The sequence below is a fragment of the Oerskovia rustica genome, assembly GCF_014836555.1.
GTDB lineage: Bacteria > Actinomycetota > Actinomycetes > Actinomycetales > Cellulomonadaceae > Oerskovia > Oerskovia rustica.
In genome coordinates this window covers 20,483-39,161 of the sequence record NZ_JACSQQ010000034.1, presented here as the reverse complement: position 1 = coordinate 39,161, position 18,679 = coordinate 20,483, and the positions used below count along the sequence as shown (strand labels likewise).

Genomic DNA, 18,679 nt, shown 5'->3' with positions numbered 1-18,679 from the left:
GAGCGGCGCCACAAATCCTCCGCGACCACGCCCACCGCCCGTCGACGAAGGCGACGCACGTCTCAGAGCGGCGCCACAAATCCTCCGCGACCACGCCCACCGCCCGTCGACGAAGGCGACGCACGTCTCAGAGCGGCGCCACGAGCCCTCCGCGACCACGCCCACCGCCCGTCGACGAAGGCGACGCACGTCTCAGAGCGGCGCCACGATCTCCCCGCGCAGGATCACCGCAGTCGGGTGCCGCAGCACCTCGATGTTCTCCCGCGGGTCCGCCGGGTACACGATCAGGTCCGCGCTCGACCCCTCGACGAGTCCCCCGTACCCGAGGAACTCGCGTCCCTGCCAGCTCGCGGCAGCGACCACGTCGGCGACCGGGACCCCGGCGGCGACCATCTCGGCACACTCGTCGGCGATCCGGCCGTGGCCGATGGTCCCGCCGGCGTCCGTGCCGACGAGGAGCTGGATGCCCGCCTCGTGGAGCTGGCGGACCTGCTCGTAGCGGCGCTCGTGCAGGTCGCGCAGGCGCGCCGCGAAGAGCGGGTACTTCGCGTCGGCCTGGCGGGCGATGTTCTCGAACTCGTTGATCTGCAGGAGCGTGGGCGTCACGGCGATGCCGCGCTCGGACAACGTGTACATGTCGTCGGGGTGGATACCCGTGCCGTGCTCGATGCAGTCGACCCCGGCGGCGAGCAGCGACGGGACGACCTCGCTCGAGAACGCGTGCACCGTGACCCGCGCGGCCTCGGCGTGCGCGACGGCCACGGCCTCGGTCAGTACGTCCTGGGGCCACAGCGGTCGCAGGTCGCCGTCGGCGCCCAGGTCGCGGTCGATCCAGTCGCCCACGAGCTTGACCCAGCCGTCCCCGGCCCGCGCCTCCTGCCGCACGGCGTCCGGGAGCTGCGCGACGTCGTCGAGCTCGAGGCCGTAGCCGCGCAGGTAGCGCTTGGGCCGCGCGATGTGCCGTCCGGCCCGCACGAGACGGGGCAGGTCGCGCCGCGACCGGACCCACCGCGTGTCCAGGGGCGAGCCGGCGTCGCGCAGGAGGAGCGCACCGCTGTCGCGGTCCGCGATCGCCTGCGCCTGGGCGGTGGCGTTGTCGACCGCGCCGTCCTTGCCGAGGCCCACGTGGCAGTGGACGTCGACGAGGCCGGGCAGGACCCATCCCTCGAGAGCCAGCATGTTGGTGCCCTGCGCCGAGGGCCGCGTCAGCGTGACGTGACCGTCCTTGACCCAGAGGTCGGACACCTCACGGTCGTCTCCCAGGAGGATGTGCCCCCGGAGGTGCAGCGAGGGGCCTTCGAGCGCGGACATCGGACTCCCAGTTCTCGGGCGGTCGGGCTCGCCCGACCCCTGACGGACCGGGGGCGGGACGGACGGAGGGAGGTCACGGTGAGGGCCACCGTGACCTGCAGGACATAACCTAGCGCGCTAGCGCCCCAGGAACTTCTCCAGGTCGGGCGGGAGCTGGAGATCAGCCGGGTCGGGCGACTTCTGCGCGCTCTTGGCACCGCCCAGGGCGCCGAACGCAGCACCGGGGGCGGCCGGTGGCGCCACGGGACCACCGAGGGCACGGGCCTGACGGGCTGCCTCCTCCGCGGCGCGCTTGGCCGGGTTGCCCGACTTCGCCTTGCGCCCCTTGGGCGGCGGTGCCACACGGCCGCGGGCCTTCTTGCCGCCCATGCCGGGCAGGTTCCCCATGCCGGGCATGCCGGGCATGCCGCCGCCACGGCTCATCTGGCGCATCATCTTCTGCGCGCCCGCGAACCGGTCGAGCAGCTGGTTGACGTCGCTCGTCGTGACGCCCGATCCTCGCGCGATGCGAGCACGTCGCGACCCGTTGATGATCTTGGGGTTGTCGCGCTCACCCGGCGTCATCGAGCGGATGATCGCCTCGATGCGGTCGACCTCGCGCTCGTCGAAGTTGTCGAGCGCCTCACGCATCTGCCCCATGCCCGGCAGCATGCCGAGCATCTTCTTCATGGAGCCCATGTTCTTCATCTGCTGCATCTGGACGAGGAAGTCCGCGAGCGTGAAGTCCTGCCCGCTGGCGACCTTCTCGGCCATCTTCGCGGCCTCGTCGGCGTCGAACGCCTTCTCGGCCTGCTCGATGAGCGTGAGCACGTCACCCATGTCGAGGATGCGCGACGCCATGCGGTCGGGGTGGAACGCCTCGAAGTCGGTGAGCTTCTCACCGGTCGACGCGAAGAGGATCGGACGGCCCGTGACGCGCGCGACCGACAGCGCGGCACCACCGCGGGCGTCGCCGTCGAGCTTCGACAGGACGACGCCCGTGAAGTCGACGCCCTCCTCGAAGGCCTTGGCCGTCGCGACGGCGTCCTGACCGATCATCGCGTCGATGACGAAGAGGATCTCGTCGGGGTTCACGGCGTCGCGGATGTCCGCGGCCTGGCGCATGAGCTCGGCGTCGACGCCGAGGCGGCCTGCGGTGTCGACGATCACGACGTCGTGCTGGCGCTGGCGCGCGGTCTCCACACCGTCGCGGGCTACCTGGACCGGGTCGCCGACGCTCGTGCCCGACTCGCCCTCCGACCCCTGGTTGCCCGGCAGCGGGGCGTAGACCGGCACGCCGGCACGCTCGCCCACGACCGAGAGCTGGTTGACCGCGTTGGGGCGCTGGAGGTCCGCCGCGACGAGCAGCGGTGTGTGCCCCTGCTCGCGCAGGTGCAGCGCGAGCTTGCCCGCCAGGGTCGTCTTGCCGGCGCCCTGGAGGCCCGCGAGCATGATGACGGTCGGCGGGTTCTTCGCCAGGCGCAGGCCGCGGCTCTCACCGCCGAGGATCGCGACGAGCTCCTCGTTGACGATCTTGACGACCTGCTGGGCAGGGTTGAGCGCGCCGGAGACCTCGGCCGACAGGGCTCTGTCCCGGATGGCACCGGTGAAGTCCTTGACGACGGGCACAGCGACGTCCGCGTCGAGGAGCGCGCGCCGGATCTCACGGATCGTGGCGTCGATGTCCGCCTCGGAGAGACGGCCCTTGCTCCGCAGGTTCTTGAAGGTCGACGTCAATCGATCTGACAGCGTGGCGAACACCGCGTCATCCTTACCGCTCGTGAATCAGGGAAGTCCCCAGCCTACCGGTCGGGGACGGCCCTTCGGGCAGGGTCGCCCGGGTCGCGGCCGTCAGGTCGTCCACGAGGCGCGCGCGCCACGCGGTCCAGCCCGCCGGTCCGAGCGAGGAGGAGTCGGCCTCGGTCAGCGCGCGCAGCACGTCGAGCAGGTCGCGGCGGTGCCCGACGGCGGCGGCGAGCTCCGCGATCGTCGCCGGGTCGTCCGGGTCCGCCGAGACGGCGAGCCGCGACAACGTGAGGTGATGACGCACGAGGCGCGCGACGTCGTCGGGCACCCCGTCCCCGAAGCCCATGCGGCGCAGGATGCCCGGGACGAGGCGCGCCCCCTCCTCCGAGTGGGCCTGCGCGCCACGGCGCTTGCCGATGTCGTGGAATAGCGCCGAGAGCAGCAGGAGGTCGCCCCGCTCGACGGTCCTGCGGTCCCGGGCTGCCCGCGCGACGGTCTCGACCAGATGACGGTCGACCGTGTGCCGGTGGATCGCCGCGCGCTGCGGGCGGTTGCGGACCCCGGCCCACTCCGGGATCCAGGCCGTCACGACCCCCACGAGGTCGAGCGCCTCCCACACCGCGACCTGTGCGGGCCCGCTGCCCAGGAGAGAGAGGAATGCCGACCGTGCCAGAGCAGGCCACGGCTCGGGCAGGGGCGGGCAGTGCGCGAGGCTGCTCACGGACACCGGCGACAGGGTCAGGCCCGTGCGGGCCGCGGTTGCCGCAGCGCGCAGCGCGAGCAGGGGGTCGGTCTCGGGGTGCGCGTCGATCGCGAGGACCAGCTCGCCGTCGTGCTCGACGAGCCCGTCGCCGACCGACCGCAGCCGGGGCGCCGCACGACGTCCCCGCACCAGGACCGGACGCCGCGCGACGCTCGGCCGCTGGAGCGCCTGGCGCGCCCGCCGGACCGTGGTGTCGAGGGCGTAGGAGATCTCCCGGCCCGCCTCCGCGAGGCTCGCCAGGAGCTCGTCGGGGTCGTCGTAGCCGCTCATGGCCGCGACCTCGTCGAGGTCCGCGAGCAGGAGCCGGTTCGTGTGCCGACCCGTGACGACCTGGACCGCGTCGCGCACGTCGAGCAGGTGCGCGTACGCGCGGTCGACCGTCCCGTGCGGACGGTCTGTGAGCCACGTCGCCGCGAGCGCCGACAGGACCACGGCGTCCCGGATGCCGCCGCGCGCGTCCTTGAGGTCGGGCTCGATCAGGTACGCGAGCTCCCCCGACCGCTCGGCCCGCTCCTTGATCGAGGACAGCAGCTCGGGCAGCCGGCGCCGTGAGGCCGACCGCCAGTCCGTGAGGACCGCCGACGCGGCCCGGTGGACCACGAGCGCGTCCCCCGCGACGGCTCGCACGTCGAGCCAGCCCACGGCCGCGGGCACGTCCTTGGACGCGACCTGGCGGCACTGCGACAACGAGCGCACCGCGTGGTCGAGGTCCACCCCTGCGTCCCACAGGGGGTACCAGAGCCGTTCGGCGACCGCCGTGACCTGCTCGGCCGAGTGGCCGCGCCCGTCGTGCACGAGCACGAGGTCCAGGTCGCTCACCGGACCCATGTCCGCACGCCCGAGGCTCCCGACCGCGGCGAGCGCGATCCCCTCGACGCTCTCGCCTGCGGTCGCCTCGTCCCACAGTGCCCGCAGCCGGTCGGTCACCAGGGTGCAGACCGCCGACCGTCGTGCCACGCCCGAGCTTCCCGGTCCGCTGAGCCCCCGGGCCACCTCGAGCATCTCGGCCCGGAGGCCCCGCACCCCAGGGGGGTGCGGGGCCTCCGTCGGTTCGTCGGTGTCGCGGGCGCTTCCTGCATCTGCCGTACCGGTCATCTCGGCTCTGCCTCCGTCACCCGCGTCGCGCCGTCTCCACCGTTCGTGCCGCCCGCCCATGCGGCCCGTGCGGACCGTCCTAGAGGGCGCCCGCGCCGTGCTCGCCCGTCCGGACCCGTGCGACGTCGTCGACCGTGATGGTCCACACCTTCCCGTCGCCGATCCGGCCCGTCTGGGCCGCCTTGACGACGACCTCCGTGACCGTCGCCGCGTCCTCGTCGTCCACGAGGATCTCGACGCGGACCTTCGGGACCAGGTCCACGGTGTACTCGGCACCGCGGTAGACCTCGGTGTGGCCCTTCTGCCGGCCGTAGCCGCTGGCCTCGCTGACGGTCATGCCGCGGACCCCTGCGGCCTCGAGCGCCGACTTCACGTCGTCGAGACGGTGCGGCTGGATGATTCCTGTGACGAGCTTCATGCCCTGACCTCCTGGATGACACGACCCTGCGCGATGGTCTCGTATGCGGTCTCTCCGTGCTCTGCCAGGTCGATACCGCCGACCTCGGCCTCCTCGCTGATCCGCCAGCCCATCGTCACCTTGATGACGAACCCGATGACGAACGTGAGCACACCGGAGAAGACCACGGCGGCCAGCGCGATGACGACCTGGATCACCAGCTGGTCGATCCCGCCGCCGTAGAGCAGGCCCGTGTCCGTGCCGAGCAGGCCGATCAGGACCGTGCCGACCAGGCCGCCGACGAGGTGGACCCCGACCACGTCGAGCGAGTCGTCGTAGCCGAAGCGGTACTTGAGGCCGACCGCGAGGGCGCACAGGACGCCGGCGACGACACCCAGGGCGATCGCGCCGATCGGGTTGACGGCGGCGGCCGCCGGCGTGATGGCGACGAGACCCGCGACGACTCCCGACGCAGCGCCCAGGCTGGTCGCGTGACCGTCACGCAGCCGCTCGGTCAGCAGCCAGGCACCCATCGCGGCGCACGTCGCGACCGTGGTGTTGATCCAGGCCAGGCCGGCGACCTCGTTCGCAGCACCCGCGGAACCGGCGTTGAAGCCGAACCAGCCGAACCACAGGAGCGCTGCGCCCAGCATCACGAACGGGAGGTTGTGCGGACGCATGGGCTCCTTGCCGAAGCCCTTGCGCTTGCCGATGATCAGCGCGAGCACCAGGCCCGCGACACCGGCGTTGATGTGGACGACCGTGCCACCGGCGAAGTCGATGGGGGCCACGTTGGCGATCCCGTCGGTCACCCCGTAGATCGCGGCGGCGATGCCGTTCTCCCCGGCGCCGAGGATGCCTCCGCCCCACACCATGTGGGCGAGCGGGAAGTAGACCAGCGTGACCCAGACGCCCGCGAAGACCAGCCAGGCGCCGAAGCGCGCACGGTCGGCGATCGCACCGCTGATCAGGGCGACCGTGATGATCGCGAAGGTGGCCTGGAACCCTGCCGCCACGAGGGCCGGGACGCCGCTGCCTGCCAGGAGGCTGTTCGCGTCGTCGGTCAGGGGGGCCAGACCGAAGAACTCGGTCGGGTTGCCGAAGATGCCCGCCACGTCGGACCCGAAGGTCATCGAGTAGCCCCACAGGACCCAGATGATCCCGACGACGGCGATCGCGCCGAAGCTCATCATCATCATGTTCAGGACGCTCTTGCCGCGGACCATGCCGCCGTAGAAGAACGCCAGGGCCGGGGTCATCAGCAGCACCAGAGCGGCCGACGTCAGGAGCCAGGCCGTGTTTCCAGTGTCAAGTTCGAATGGCATGCGCTGTCGCCTCTCACCTCGCCAGCCGGGCGGCCGGACAGGTCAAGAGTCGGACAGCGGGGTTTCCCCGCGACGCTCGCGGGGTGACGGAGGTGTAACGGGGAGCACTCGTGTGTAAACGTTGCGTTTCCCGGTCGATGACGGGCCGTCCCGGGAGCCGCCTGCCCCCGGGACGCGGTCGCCCCCGGCGAGGTCAGTCGCCCAGGAGCCCGTCGACGAACTCCTGCGGGTCGAACGGCGCCAGGTCGTCGGGCCCCTCGCCCAGGCCCACGAGCTTGACCGGCACGCCCAGCTCGCGCTGGACCGCGACGACGATCCCGCCCTTGGCGGTGCCGTCGAGCTTGGTCAGCACGATGCCCGTGACCCCGGCGATCTCGCCGAAGACCCGCGCCTGGTTGAGGCCGTTCTGCCCCGTCGTGGCGTCGAGGACCAGGAGCACCTCCGAGAGCGGCGCCTCCTTGGTGATGACGCGCCGGATCTTGCCCAGCTCGTCCATGAGGCCCGCCTTGTTCTGGAGACGGCCGGCCGTGTCGACGAGCACCACGTCGACGCCTTCCGTGCGGCCCGTGCGGACGGCGTCGAACGCGACGGCCGCCGGGTCGGCACCGTCCCGGTCGGAGCGCACCGTGCGCACACCGACGCGGGCGCCCCAGGTCTCGAGCTGGTCGGCCGCGGCGGCCCGGAACGTGTCGGCCGCGCCGAGCACGACGGTGCGGTCCTCCGCGACCAGGACGCGCGCGAGCTTGCCCACGGTCGTCGTCTTGCCCGTGCCGTTCACCCCGACGACGAGCACGACGGCGGGGAGCCGGGTCCCGTCCTCGGCCGTCTGCGGGGCCGTGGCGAGGGAGCGGTCGAGGCTCGGGTCGACGAGCGCGACGAGCTCCTCGCGGAGCAGCTCGCGCACGCTCGCCGGGTCACGGACGCCCAGGACCCGGACGCGGGTGCGGAGCGACTCGATGAGCTCGCCCGCAGGGCCGGCCCCGACGTCGGCGAGGAGAAGCGTCTCCTCGAGCTCGTCCCAGTCGTCCTCGGTCAGGTGGTCGCGCGAGAGCACCGCGAGCAGCTTGGAGCCCAGCGGCGACCCCGACCGGGCCAGGCGACCGCGCAGCCTGGCGAGGCGGCCACCGACGGCCTCGGGTACCTCGACGGCGGGCGGGGCCTCGAGGTCCGTCGGAGCCTCTGCCGTGGCCACGCCCCCTCGCTCCGGCACCTGGGCGGACTCCTCCGCGGAGTCCAGGGTCGTGCCCGTGGTGGGCGGCGGGAGGGTCGCGCGCGTCCCAGGGCGACGGCGGAAACCGACGAGGCCGACCGAGACGACGACGAGGACGGCGAGGGTGATCCAGAGCCAGAGGAGATCGTTCACCGTCGAAGTCTCTCAAATCCGCGCGCGACGTGCGGGCGACGAGACCGACTCAGTCCTGGTGGGCGGTGGGCCCAGGCGGCGGGGTCGCAGGGACCGAGCGCACGGTTCCGGTGTGCGGGCGCCGCGCCGTGGCGCCGTGCAGCGTGTGCGCGGCCCGCTCCCGGGCGCGGTGCAGGACGTCGGTGATCTCGTCGGCGTCCATGTACGCGGGGTCGGCGACCTCCGTCGCCGCGAAGAACTCCTCCATGCCCGTGTCGACGGGTGCCGCGGACGCCGCGGCAGCGCGGTCGTCGGCAGACCTGCGGCGCCAGCTCGACAGACCCGAGCGGAAGTCACGCCAGAATCCGCGGATTCCGACCGGGGGGCCCTGCTGCTCGTTGCGGTCGTCGATGCGCGTGACGACGCTCGCGAACAGGAAGACCACGACGGCCGCCACGAGCGCGATCCCGAGGAACACGAACATCCAGAGCATCCGACAAGTATCACCGGGACGACCGGGCGAGCCCTGAACGAGACCGGCGAGTCCGCGGATCGATACAGCATCTTCACACCATGGAACCCGCAGGATCGTGCGGATCGTCGGGTCCTGCACCCTCCGGTCGGCGGGAGGGGTGGTGCGCGACGCCATCCGAGAGGTCCGTCACACACCGACCTCGTCACGCAGCCGCTGGCTGATGACGGTGGTCACGCCGTCCCCGCGCATCGTGACCCCGTACAGCGCGTCCGCGATCTCCATCGTCCGCTTCTGGTGCGTGATGACGATGAGCTGCGAGTCCTCCTGGAGCTCGCGGAAGATCTCGAGCAGGCGACCCAGGTTCACGTCGTCGAGCGCGGCCTCGACCTCGTCCATGACGTAGAACGGGCTCGGGCGGGCCTTGAAGATCGCGACGAGGAGCGCGACCGCGGTCAGCGAGCGCTCGCCGCCGGACAGCAGCGACAACCGCTTGACCTTCTTGCCCGCCGGGCGGGCCTCGACCTCGATACCGGTCGTGAGCATGTTCTCGGGGTCGGTCAGGACCAGGCGCCCCTCACCCCCCGGGAACATCCGTCCGAACACGTGCACGAACTGCTCCGCGGTGTCGTGGTACGCCTCGGTGAAGACCTGCTCGACGCGCTCGTCGATCTCGCGGACGATCTCCAGCAGGTCCGCCCGGGACTTCTTGAGGTCCGCGAGCTGGGTCGTGAGGAACGTGTGCCGCTCCTCGAGCGCGGCGAACTCCTCGAGCGCGAGCGGGTTGACCTTCCCGAGCTGCCCCAGGGCGCGCTCGGCGGACCGCAGCCGCTTCTCCTGCGCCGCCCGCACGTAGGGCTCGGTCACGGGATCACCGTCCTCGTCCTCGCGGACCGTGCCGTCCTCGGCGAGCACGGGGACCGGGCGGTCGGGGCCGAACTCGTCGAGCAGGACCTCCGGGTCCAGCCCGAGCTCGGTGACGCTGCGCTCCTGGAGCTGCTCGATCCGCAGCTGCTGCTGGGTCCGGGCGACCTCGTCGCGGTGCGCCACGTCGGTGAGCTCACGGAGCTGGCCGGCGAGCGCGTCGACCTCGGCCCGGCGAGCGGTCACGGCGGCGTCCAGCTCGCCGCGTGCCGCCTCGGCCGCGGCCCGTTCGTCACCTGCCCGTCCGAGCGAGCGGTCGATCGCCGCCAGCGCCACCTCGGCCCCGTCGCGCACGGCCTCAGCACGGCCCGCCTGGCGCACGCGGGCGGCCTCCCGTGCCGCAGCCCGCTCGCGCGCCGCGCGCTCGGTCGCGGCAGCCCGGGCCAGCGACTGCGCGCGTCCCGTCAGGGCTCGCGCCCGTTCCTCGCTCGTCCGCAGCGCGAGACGGGCCTCGGTCTCTGCCGCACGGGTCGCCGTCGCGAGGGCGTTCGCCTCGTCGCGCGCGGCGGTGGCCGCCGCGACGGACTCCTCGGTCTGCTCCGGAGCCGCCTCGGCCTCGTCGTGCCGCACGACCAGCCCCGCGAGCTCGGCCTGCTCGGCGACCAACGTGGCCTGCGCCCGCTCCAGGTTGGCCCGGACGCGAGCCGATTCCGCCGCCGCCGCGCGGGCCGTGGCCCCCAGGTGCCCGAGCTGCTCGGCGACGGCGGCCAGCGCGGCGTCGGACTCGTTGAGCCGCTCCAGGGTCGCGTCGTAGCGCTGCTGCGCCTCCTCGGCCTCCTCGAGCGCCCCGACGAGCGCGAACCGGGTCCGCTCACCGCGGGCGACCGCGTCGTCCCGGGCCGCCTGGGCCTCGTCCAGGGCCGCCTGCAGGTGCAGCACGCTCGGCGCGGTCGCCGAGCCGCCCCAGGCGCTGTGCGCCCCGAGCAGGTCCCCGCCCTTGGTCACGGCGGTGACGTGCGGCGACGCCGTCACGAGCGCTCGCGCCTGCGCCAGGTCCTCGACGACGACGACGCCGTCGAGCAGGAGCTCGACCGCCGCGGCGACCGAGCGCGCAGGCGTGACGACCCGCACGGCCCACGCGGCGCCGTCGGGCAGGGGGGTGCGCTCCCCCACGTCCGACGACGGACGCGCGCCGCCGCCGACCACGAGGCTCGCCCGCCCCGCGTCCTCCTGCCGCAGGTGACGCAGCGCGTCGACCGCTGCCTCGAGACTCTCGACCGCGACGGCGTCCGCGGCCGGACCGAGCGCCGCCGCGATCGCGTCCTCGTACCCCGCGTCGATGCTCAGCAGCGCCGCCAACGACCCGAGCGCGGCCACGCCGTCAGCCGCCAGCAGCGCGCCCGCGCCGTCCTTGCGGACCAGGCTCATCTCGAGCGCCTCGACGCGCGCGCTCCACGTCGCCCGGTCACGGTCGGCGGTCTGCTCCTCGGCGCGGAGCCCGGTGACGACGGCCCCGGTCCGCTCGACGGCGTCGGCCGCCTCCTCGTGCTCGGCGTCCAGGCCCTCCTCGCCCTCCTCGACGCCCACGACCTGCGTCTCGAGGGACGCGAACTCGACGTTCGCCTGGTTCCCGCGCCGCTCGGTCTCCGCGAGGCTCTCCCGCAGACGCCCGATCTCGGCCTCGGTGGCCTCGACACGGGACCGGCGCGCCGCGACCTGGCCCGCCAGCCGGGCCAGTCCCTCGCGACGGTCCGCCGCACCGCGCAGCAGCGTCGCGAGCGCCCGCTCCGCCGTCTGCGCCTGCGCCTCGACCGCGGTCCGCTCCGCCACGGCCGACTCGAGCGTCGCCCGTGCGACCGCCACCTCCGACTCGAGCTCCTGCTCGGCGGCGCGGGCGCGGGCCGCCTGCGCGTCGAGGTCGTTCGGGTCCTGGCCCCGCTGGACCGTCTCCGGACGCCCCAGCAGGCGCAGGCGCTCCGAGGCCAGCGTGCGGGTCCCGCCCAGGCGTTCCTTGAGCGACGACAACCGGTACCAGACGTCGCTCGCCTGGGCCAGGGCCGGGGCGGCCTCTGCAGCCTGCGTCTCCAACGACCCCAGCGCCTCGCGGGCCGCGGCGAGCGACCGCTCGACCTCGGCCTGGCGCGCCCGCAGCGCCGACTCGTCCGCGATCTCCTGCTCGAGCGTCGCCGTGAGCTGCGCGAGGTCGTCCGCGAGCAGGCGCGCCCGCGCGTCGCGCAGGTCGCGCTGCACGACCTGCGCCTTGCGCGCGATCTGCGCCTGCCGGCCCAGGGGCCCCAGCTGGCGCCGGATCTCCGCCGTCAGGTCCCCGAGCCGCGTGAGGTTCGCCTGCATCGCGTCGAGCTTGCGCAGCGCCTTCTCCTTGCGCTTGCGGTGCTTGAGGACCCCCGCGGCCTCCTCGATGAAGCCGCGACGCTCCTCGGGCGTCGCCCGCAGCACCGCGTCGAGCTGCCCCTGCCCGACGATCACGTGCATCTCGCGCCCGATGCCCGAGTCCGAGAGGAGCTCCTGGATGTCCAGCAACCGGCACGACGACCCGTTGATCGCGTACTCCGACCCGCCGTTGCGGAACAGCGTCCGGGAGATCGTCACCTCGGAGTAGTCGATCGGCAGCGCGCCGTCCGTGTTGTCGATCGTCAACGACACCTCTGCGCGGCCGAGCGGCGGGCGTCCCGCCGTGCCCGCGAAGATGACGTCCTCCATCTTGCCGCCGCGCAACGACTTGGCGCCCTGCTCGCCCATGACCCAGGACAGGGCGTCGACCACGTTCGACTTGCCCGAACCGTTCGGCCCGACGACGCACGTCACCCCGGGCTCGAAGCGCAGGGTCGTCGCCGACGCGAACGACTTGAACCCGCGGAGGGTCAGGGTCTTGAGGTGCACGGGTCAGAGCCTAGTGCGGATCTGCGGGTGAGACGGGGAGGTGGTGGGGCTGAGGGCAAGGACGAGGGTGGGGGCCCGGTACTTCCGTCCGGCCGCTCGTCCCTCGCGACCTCCCGCCAGGCCAGCCACGACCTGCGCCCCCACCGTCGCCCCTCCCTGTGCTCCACGCCGGTGCAGACCGGCCCCCCCGGCCGGCGACGGGGGCGCCTGCAGGTGGTGCGGGTGGTGCTCAGAGACCGGGGAACCAGAGCGCGATCTCGCGGGCCGCGGACTCCGGGGAGTCCGAGCCGTGGACCAGGTTCTGCTGGACCTTCAGGCCCCAGTCGCGGCCCAGGTCACCACGGATGGTGCCGGGGGCGGCTGCCGTCGGGTCGGTCGTGCCGGCCAGCGAGCGGAAGCCCGGGATGACGCCCTGCCCCTCGGCGACGACCGCGAGGATCGGGCCGGAGAGCATGAAGTCGACGAGCGGGGCGAAGAACGGCTTGCCCTCGTGCTCGGCGTAGTGCGCCGCGAGGAGCTCAGGGGTGGCGTCCAGGAGCTGGACGGCGGCCAGGGTGTACCCCTTGGCCTCGACGCGGCGGAGGATCTCTCCCGACAGGCCGCGACGGACGCCGTCGGGCTTGACGAGGACGAGGGTGCGCTCGATGGTCTCGGAGAGCGCGTCGGCGACGACGGGGGCTGCAACATCAGTCATGCGCACGACCCTACCGGCCGCGCTCACATGTTCGGTGCGGTCTCCGGGTGCTCGGCGTCGTACGCGGCGCGCTCGCGGTCGATCCGTCCGCCGAGACGCAGCGACACGATCCACAGGACCACGAAGATGCCTCCGACCAGGAACATCAGCGGCACCGCGAAGCCGCACGCGATCACGGGGAGCTGCACGACCGAGCCCGCGACGTACCCGCCCGGCCCGCCGACCATGCGGCTGAGCAGGATCAGCACGACCATGAGCGTCCCGCCCACGATCCAGATCGCCGGGCCCGAGGGCACCTGCATCCGGTCCGGCCACGCGTAGGGCACGGTCCGCAGCCCGTACGCGACGAGGGTCGCGAACAGCACGAGGAAGGCCTCGAGCAGCAGCGTCGTCGACGTGAACTGGATCTTCGCGGACTTCTTGGCCTTGATGCGGGGCGGGCCCGCCACGTCCTCGCCCGAGGGGGCGGCGGACGCGGCGGGCCGGGCCTGCTCTGCCGGCTTGTCGGCCGGTTCGATGGTGGAGCTCACGCGGCTCAGTTTACCGGCGCGTGCTGCCGGCGGAGGCGCCCGTCGGGTCGTCCTCCGCGGGGATGCTCGCACCGTCCGGCCCGACGGCGTCGCGCACCGGGGCGTCCGGCGCGCCTTCGACGAGCTCACCCTTCGGGTCGGCGATCGCCTCGCCGCGAGCGACCATGCCGGCCTCGCCCGAGAGCTTGACCTCCTTGAGGAACAGCGCGAGCACGAAGCCGACGACGACGAGCGGGACCAGGTACCAGAACGCCGGGGCGAGAGCGTTCGTGAAGGCGTCGATCACGCCCGTCTTGACGGGCTCCGGGAGGGCCTGGACCGCGGCAGGGGTCAGGCTCGACGCCTCTCCCCCACCCGTGGCCGCGCCGCCGGGGATGACCTCCGCGAGGTTGGCCGACAGCCGCGTCGTGAAGATCGTGCTGAAGAGCGCGGTGCCCACGGCTGCACCGATCTCGCGGAAGAAGTTGTTCGCGCTCGTCGCGGTCCCGATCTCGTGGGGGTCCACGGAGTTCTGGACGGCCAGCACGATGGTCTGCATGACGAGCCCCATGCCGGCACCCATCACGAAGATCATGGCGCCGAACAGGACCATGGACATGTCGCCCGTGATCGTCGTGAGCCAGATGATGCCCGCGGTCGTGATCGCGAGGCCCGCGACGGGGTAGATCTTGTAGCGGCCCGTCTTGGTGATCGCGAACCCGGACCCGATCGCCGTGAGCATGACACCGACCATCATGGGCAGCATGAGGAAGCCGGACTCGGTCACGCCCGCACCGGTCGACATCTGCAGGAACGTCGGCAGGAACGCCAGCGCGGAGAACATGCCCATGCCGAGCACGAGGCCGATGAGCGTCGCGATGGTGAACGTGCGGTTCTTGAAGAGGTGCAGCGGCAGGAGGGGCTCCTCCGCACGCCGCTCGACCACGATGAACAGGACGATCGACGCGAGGGTCGCGGCGACCATGCCCAGGAGCTTGGGGTCGGACCAGTCGTAGCCCCGGCTGGAGGTCAGCGACTCCCAGCTCGTGAGCAGGACGATCCCGGACGTCCCGACGACGAGGAAGAAGATGCCCGCGACGTCGATCTTGCGTCCCGAACGGTGGCTCGGGAGCTTGAGCGTGAACCATGCGACGAGGAACGCCGCGATGCCGATCGGGACGTTGATCCAGAAGGCCCAGCGCCAGCCCGGTCCCTCGGTGAACCAGCCGCCGAGCAGCGGGCCGATCACGGCCGCGATGCCGAACAGGGCACCCATGGGGCCCATGTACTTGCCGCGGTCCTTGGCCGGGACGATGTCCGCGATGATGGCCTGCGACAGGATCATGAGGCCACCGCCGCCGAGCCCCTGGACGGCGCGCCACGCGACGAGCTCGGGGAACGTCTGGGCGAAGCCCGCCCCCGCTGAGGCGATCGTGAACAGGCCGATCGCGACGAGGAACGGCCAGCGACGGCCCCACAGGTCGCCGAACTTGCCGTAGAGGGGCATGACGATCGCGATCGCCAGGATGTAGGCCGTGATGACCCAGCCCTGGTGCTCGACCCCGTGCAGCTCGCCGACGATGGTCGGCATCGCGGTGCCGACGATCGACTGGTCGAGCGAGGACAGGAACATCGAGGCCATGAGCGCGCCGAAGATCAGCCAGACGGTGCGCTGCGTCAGCACGATGAGCGGCTTGCCGCTCTCCGTGGGAGACGCGCCGGCCCCGGCCGGGGCCGACGTCGTGGAGCGGGAGGTGGGCATGAGGAATCCGTTCAGGTCGGTGGGGAGCCACCCGGCGGACGCGGACCGCGGGTGCGAAGAGGTGGGAGCGAGAGGGGTGGTGCGAGGTACGCGCGGTCAGTCCGGCGCGGACCCCGGACGGACGAGAGCCCGGAGCTGGGTGACGACCGAGCCGAGGTGGTCGACCGGTTCGCCCGTGCGCCCGAGGCGCTCCCACTCGAGGGTCGTGGTGCGCAGGAGGCTCATCACGACCATGGCGAGCAGCTCGGGCTCGGGGACGAAGGGGTGGTCGGCGCGGCGGCGGTCGAACACGCCGACGAGTCCCGTGCGCAGGTTCTCGATCCACCACATGTGGCGGGCGAGGAGCCGGGGCTCGCGCTCGACGAGCCTGATCGCCCGGTGCACGCGGTCGAGGGACATCACCTGGTGGGCGAGCAGGTCGGTGACGAGCGCCTGGAGGTCGTCCAGGAGGTCCCCCGTGGGGCCGCCAGCGACGAAGACGGCGACGGCGTCGGGCGACGGGGAGAAGTCCTCGACCCCGAGCACCGCGTCGTCCTTCGACGCGAAGTAGTTGAAGAACGTCCGTGTCGAGACGCCGATCGAGGTGCAGACGTCCTCGACCGTGACGTCGTCCAGGCCCCGCTCGAGCACGAGGGTCTGGGCGGCGTCGATGAGCGCCTCACGGCGCTCGCGCTTCTTGCGCTCGCGCAGACCCGTGGGGGCTGCGGAGGGCTCGACAAGGTTCTGCACAGCCGCAACATTACATGTCGTGCAACTTTGCAGGCAATGCAGTATTCACGTGACGCCGGTCACGGGCGGGCGCTCGTCACCCGCGATCGGGGCGGGCGACGAACCAGGGCGTCAGACCTCGCCGAAGCCCCCCTCGACCGCGGCGAGCGCCGCGTCCCGGGCCTCGTTCGCCTGACGCCCCTCGGCCGCGATCACGAGCTCTCGCCCGCCGGTCGCGCCCAGCTTCATCATCTCGAGCACGCTCGCGGCGTTGACCCCGTTGATGGTGACCTTCGCGTCGTAGCCCGCGACGAGCCGGGCGAGGATCGCCGCCGGACGGGCGTGCAGGCCGAGCGGGTTGCGCAGCGTGACCGCGCGCGGGGCGCCGGGCGAGTCGTCCTCGATGCCCGCGGCGCCGGCGAGCTGGTCGGCCGGTCCGGCGGCGGGGACGAACCCTCCCCCGGCTCCGGCCGCACTCTGCGCGAAGGTGCTGCCGGCGGCCTCGGCCGAGGCGAGCACCTCGGCGAGGCTGCCCCCGCCGTGCGCCGTGACGGCCGCGGCGACGGCCCCCTCGACGAACGGGGCGTCCGCGAGGACGACCCGGCCCTCGAGCGAGTCGTCGAGCTCGATGACCGACTCGATCGTCATGACGGCCGACCCCAGGTCGGCGAGCACCACGACCCCGTCGGTCCCCACGAGTCCCCCGTCGACCGCGGTCGACACCACGTCATAGCTCGTCCCCAGGCTGCCGTCGTCCGTGCCGCCCGCGGGCAGGAGCAGCACGCCGGGAGCCATCTGCGCGGCGAGCTCGGCGGCCCCCTGCGCGAGGCGGGCCGAGTGGGACACGAGCACCAGGGCGATCCGTGCGCGATCGCCGAGCTGTGGGGTAGTCATCGGGACATCATTCACCGGGAGCGGTGGCCGCCGCGACCGCAGCCCGCAGGATCACGACGGTCGACGTCGCCCCCGGGTCCTGGTGCCCGATGCTCCGTTCGCCCAGGTAGCTCGCCCGTCCCTTGGTCGCGACCAGGGGGACCGTCGCGAGAGCGCCGGCCTCGGCCGCGGCGAGCGCAGCCTCGAGGACGCCCACGGGGGCCGCGCCGGAGTCCGCCGCGGCGACCGCGGCGTCGACCGCGGGCTGCCAGGCATCGACCATGGTCTTCTCCCCCGGTGCGGCCTTGCCACGCGCGGTGATTCCCTCGAGCGCACCCTCGAGCAGCGCGACGACGGCCGAGGAGTCGAGCTCCGCCAGTCCCGTGACCTTTGCCGCGCGCAGGAACGCGGTGCCGTAGAGCGGCCCCGACGCGCCTCCGACCGAGGACATGAGCGTGGTCGCCACGAGCTTGAGCACGTCGCCGATCTGCGCGGGCTCGGCCTCCAGCCCGTCCAGCTTGGCGACGACCGCCTGGAACCCTCGGTTCAGGTTCTCGCCGTGGTCACCGTCGCCGATCTGACGGTCCAGCTCGGTGAGCTCGTCCCGCGCCGACACGATCATCGTCGCGGTATCCCTCATCCAGCGCACAGCCCACGCAACGTCCAGCGTCATCAATCGCCCTTTCCCTACTGTCCGGGGCGGTTCCGCGAGAACCGCCCCGGTTGCGCCGTCCCCCGGCTCTCGGGGGTCGGCCGGAGTCACCACCGCAGAGCGGCGGTGTGCACGGGCGCGTCCCAGAGCGCGGTCAGCTCGTCGTCCAGCCGGAGCACGGTGACCGAGGCCCCCTGCATCTCCAGCGAGGTGACGTAGTTGCCCACGAGCGAGCGGGTGACCGCCACGCCGCGCGCCTCGAGCAGCCTCCTCGCCTGACGATAGACGACGTAGAGCTCGGACTGGGGCGTACCGCCCATACCGTTAACGAACAGCAACACTCGCTCGCCGCCCTCGAGCCGCAGGTCCTCCGCGACGGCGTCGACGAGCATGCCCGTGATCTCGTCCGCGGAGGCCAGGGGGATGCGGTGACGGCCCGGCTCGCCGTGGATCCCGATGCCGATCTCGATCTCGTCGTCGCCGAGGTCGAAGCTGGGCTTGCCCACGTGCGGCACGGTGCAGGCGCTCAGCGCGACCCCCATGGAGCGGACGTTGGCGACGACCCGGCCGGCGATCTCGGTGACCTTGCCCAGGTCGTCCCCGCGGTCCGCGGCGGCCCCGGCGATCTTCTCGACCGCGACCGTCCCGGCCACACCGCGACGCCCTGCGGTGTAGAGCGAGTCCTCGACCGCGACGTCGTCGTTGACGAGGATGCTCGCGGCCTGCGTGCCCTCGGCCTCGACGAGCTCGAGCGCGGTCTCGAAGTTGAGCACGTCGCCCGTGTAGTTCTTGACGATCGCGAGCACGCCCGCGCCCGAGTCGGCGCCGAGGATCGCCGGCACGATCTGGTCCGGCGTGGGCGAGGTGAACACCGCGCCGGGCACTGCGGCGTCGAGCATCCCGGCACCCACGAAGCCCGCGTGCAGGGGTTCGTGCCCCGCGCCGCCCCCGCTGACGAGCCCGACCTTGCCGGGCACCGCGCCACCCGCGCGCGAGACGTACAGCGGCGCGCGGTGGACCTCGACCAGGTCGGCGTGGGCCAGCTCGAACCCGTCGAGCGACTCCGTCACCGCGTCCTGCGGGTCGTTGAGCAGCTTCTTCATGGCGCATCCCTTCGTCGGACTGCTGCGGCACCGGGTGGCCGCGTGCACTGCTCGCGCACCGGTGACGCGTGCCCCCGGTGCCCGTCCCCCCATCAAACACCCCCGCGCGGAACGCGGCACGCAGGGAGCCGGGCCGTCGCAGGGTGGGAGGCCTCGGCCTCGGGAGTGACGCCCGCCCGACGA

At 72.8% G+C, this 18,679-nt stretch carries 15 protein-coding genes; all 15 read right to left on the bottom strand.

Annotated features, from left to right (window positions below; all coding sequences use genetic code 11):
• Nucleotides 1-192 precede the first annotated feature (192 nt).
• A complete protein-coding gene (locus H9652_RS16215; RefSeq protein ID WP_191797317.1) occupies nucleotides 193-1,311 on the bottom strand; it encodes an amidohydrolase family protein in 1,119 nt (372 codons plus the stop codon).
• Nucleotides 1,312-1,428: 117 nt separating this feature from the next.
• Complete coding sequence (gene ffh / locus H9652_RS16210) at nucleotides 1,429-3,051, bottom strand: signal recognition particle protein (RefSeq protein ID WP_138824811.1); 1,623 nt, start codon at nucleotides 3,049-3,051, stop codon at nucleotides 1,429-1,431.
• 10 nt (nucleotides 3,052-3,061) lie between these two features.
• Nucleotides 3,062-4,894, bottom strand: coding sequence for a [protein-PII] uridylyltransferase (locus H9652_RS16205; protein ID WP_191797315.1), 1,833 nt, complete (start codon nucleotides 4,892-4,894; stop codon nucleotides 3,062-3,064).
• Between the two features lie 79 nt (nucleotides 4,895-4,973).
• Complete coding sequence (locus H9652_RS16200) at nucleotides 4,974-5,312, bottom strand: P-II family nitrogen regulator (RefSeq protein ID WP_191797313.1); 339 nt, start codon at nucleotides 5,310-5,312, stop codon at nucleotides 4,974-4,976.
• The gene (locus tag H9652_RS16195) at nucleotides 5,309-6,616 is read right to left on the bottom strand and encodes an ammonium transporter (protein WP_191797311.1); all 1,308 of its coding nucleotides are present in this window, start codon (nucleotides 6,614-6,616) and stop codon (nucleotides 5,309-5,311) included. Before H9652_RS16195 ends, H9652_RS16200 begins: the two co-directional genes overlap by 4 nt.
• Before the next feature lie 193 nt (nucleotides 6,617-6,809).
• On the bottom strand, nucleotides 6,810-7,979 hold the full coding sequence (ftsY, locus tag H9652_RS16190) for a signal recognition particle-docking protein FtsY (protein WP_191797309.1): 1,170 nt from the start codon (nucleotides 7,977-7,979) through the stop codon (nucleotides 6,810-6,812).
• 49 nt (nucleotides 7,980-8,028) lie between these two features.
• Nucleotides 8,029-8,451, bottom strand: a complete 423-nt coding sequence (locus H9652_RS16185; protein ID WP_191797307.1) for a hypothetical protein — start codon at nucleotides 8,449-8,451, stop codon at nucleotides 8,029-8,031.
• Between the two features lie 168 nt (nucleotides 8,452-8,619).
• The gene (gene smc / locus H9652_RS16180; RefSeq protein ID WP_191797305.1) at nucleotides 8,620-12,195 is read right to left on the bottom strand and encodes a chromosome segregation protein SMC; all 3,576 of its coding nucleotides are present in this window, start codon (nucleotides 12,193-12,195) and stop codon (nucleotides 8,620-8,622) included.
• A 229-nt stretch (nucleotides 12,196-12,424) separates the two neighbouring features.
• Nucleotides 12,425-12,889 carry a nucleoside-diphosphate kinase gene (ndk, locus tag H9652_RS16175; protein ID WP_138824817.1) on the bottom strand — a complete coding sequence of 155 codons (465 nt, stop codon included), beginning with the start codon at nucleotides 12,887-12,889 and terminating at the stop codon, nucleotides 12,425-12,427.
• Between the two features lie 23 nt (nucleotides 12,890-12,912).
• Nucleotides 12,913-13,419, bottom strand: coding sequence for a DUF4233 domain-containing protein (locus tag H9652_RS16170; protein ID WP_318244218.1), 507 nt, complete (start codon nucleotides 13,417-13,419; stop codon nucleotides 12,913-12,915).
• A gap of 10 nt (nucleotides 13,420-13,429) precedes the next feature.
• Nucleotides 13,430-15,160 carry an MDR family MFS transporter gene (locus tag H9652_RS16165; RefSeq protein ID WP_191797303.1) on the bottom strand — a complete coding sequence of 577 codons (1,731 nt, stop codon included), beginning with the start codon at nucleotides 15,158-15,160 and terminating at the stop codon, nucleotides 13,430-13,432.
• Between the two features lie 96 nt (nucleotides 15,161-15,256).
• Nucleotides 15,257-15,889 (bottom strand): TetR/AcrR family transcriptional regulator, encoded by a 633-nt coding sequence (locus tag H9652_RS16160; protein WP_191797301.1) that lies wholly within the window; start codon nucleotides 15,887-15,889, stop codon nucleotides 15,257-15,259.
• 111 nt (nucleotides 15,890-16,000) lie between these two features.
• Nucleotides 16,001-16,762: a dihydroxyacetone kinase phosphoryl donor subunit DhaM gene (dhaM, locus tag H9652_RS16155; RefSeq protein WP_191797299.1), complete on the bottom strand. Its 762-nt coding sequence runs from the start codon at nucleotides 16,760-16,762 to the stop codon at nucleotides 16,001-16,003.
• Between the two features lie 7 nt (nucleotides 16,763-16,769).
• A complete protein-coding gene (gene dhaL, locus H9652_RS16150; RefSeq protein WP_191797297.1) occupies nucleotides 16,770-17,414 on the bottom strand; it encodes a dihydroxyacetone kinase subunit DhaL in 645 nt (214 codons plus the stop codon).
• 86 nt (nucleotides 17,415-17,500) lie between these two features.
• Nucleotides 17,501-18,496: a dihydroxyacetone kinase subunit DhaK gene (gene dhaK, locus H9652_RS16145; RefSeq protein ID WP_191790569.1), complete on the bottom strand. Its 996-nt coding sequence runs from the start codon at nucleotides 18,494-18,496 to the stop codon at nucleotides 17,501-17,503.
• Nucleotides 18,497-18,679: the final 183 nt, after the last annotated feature.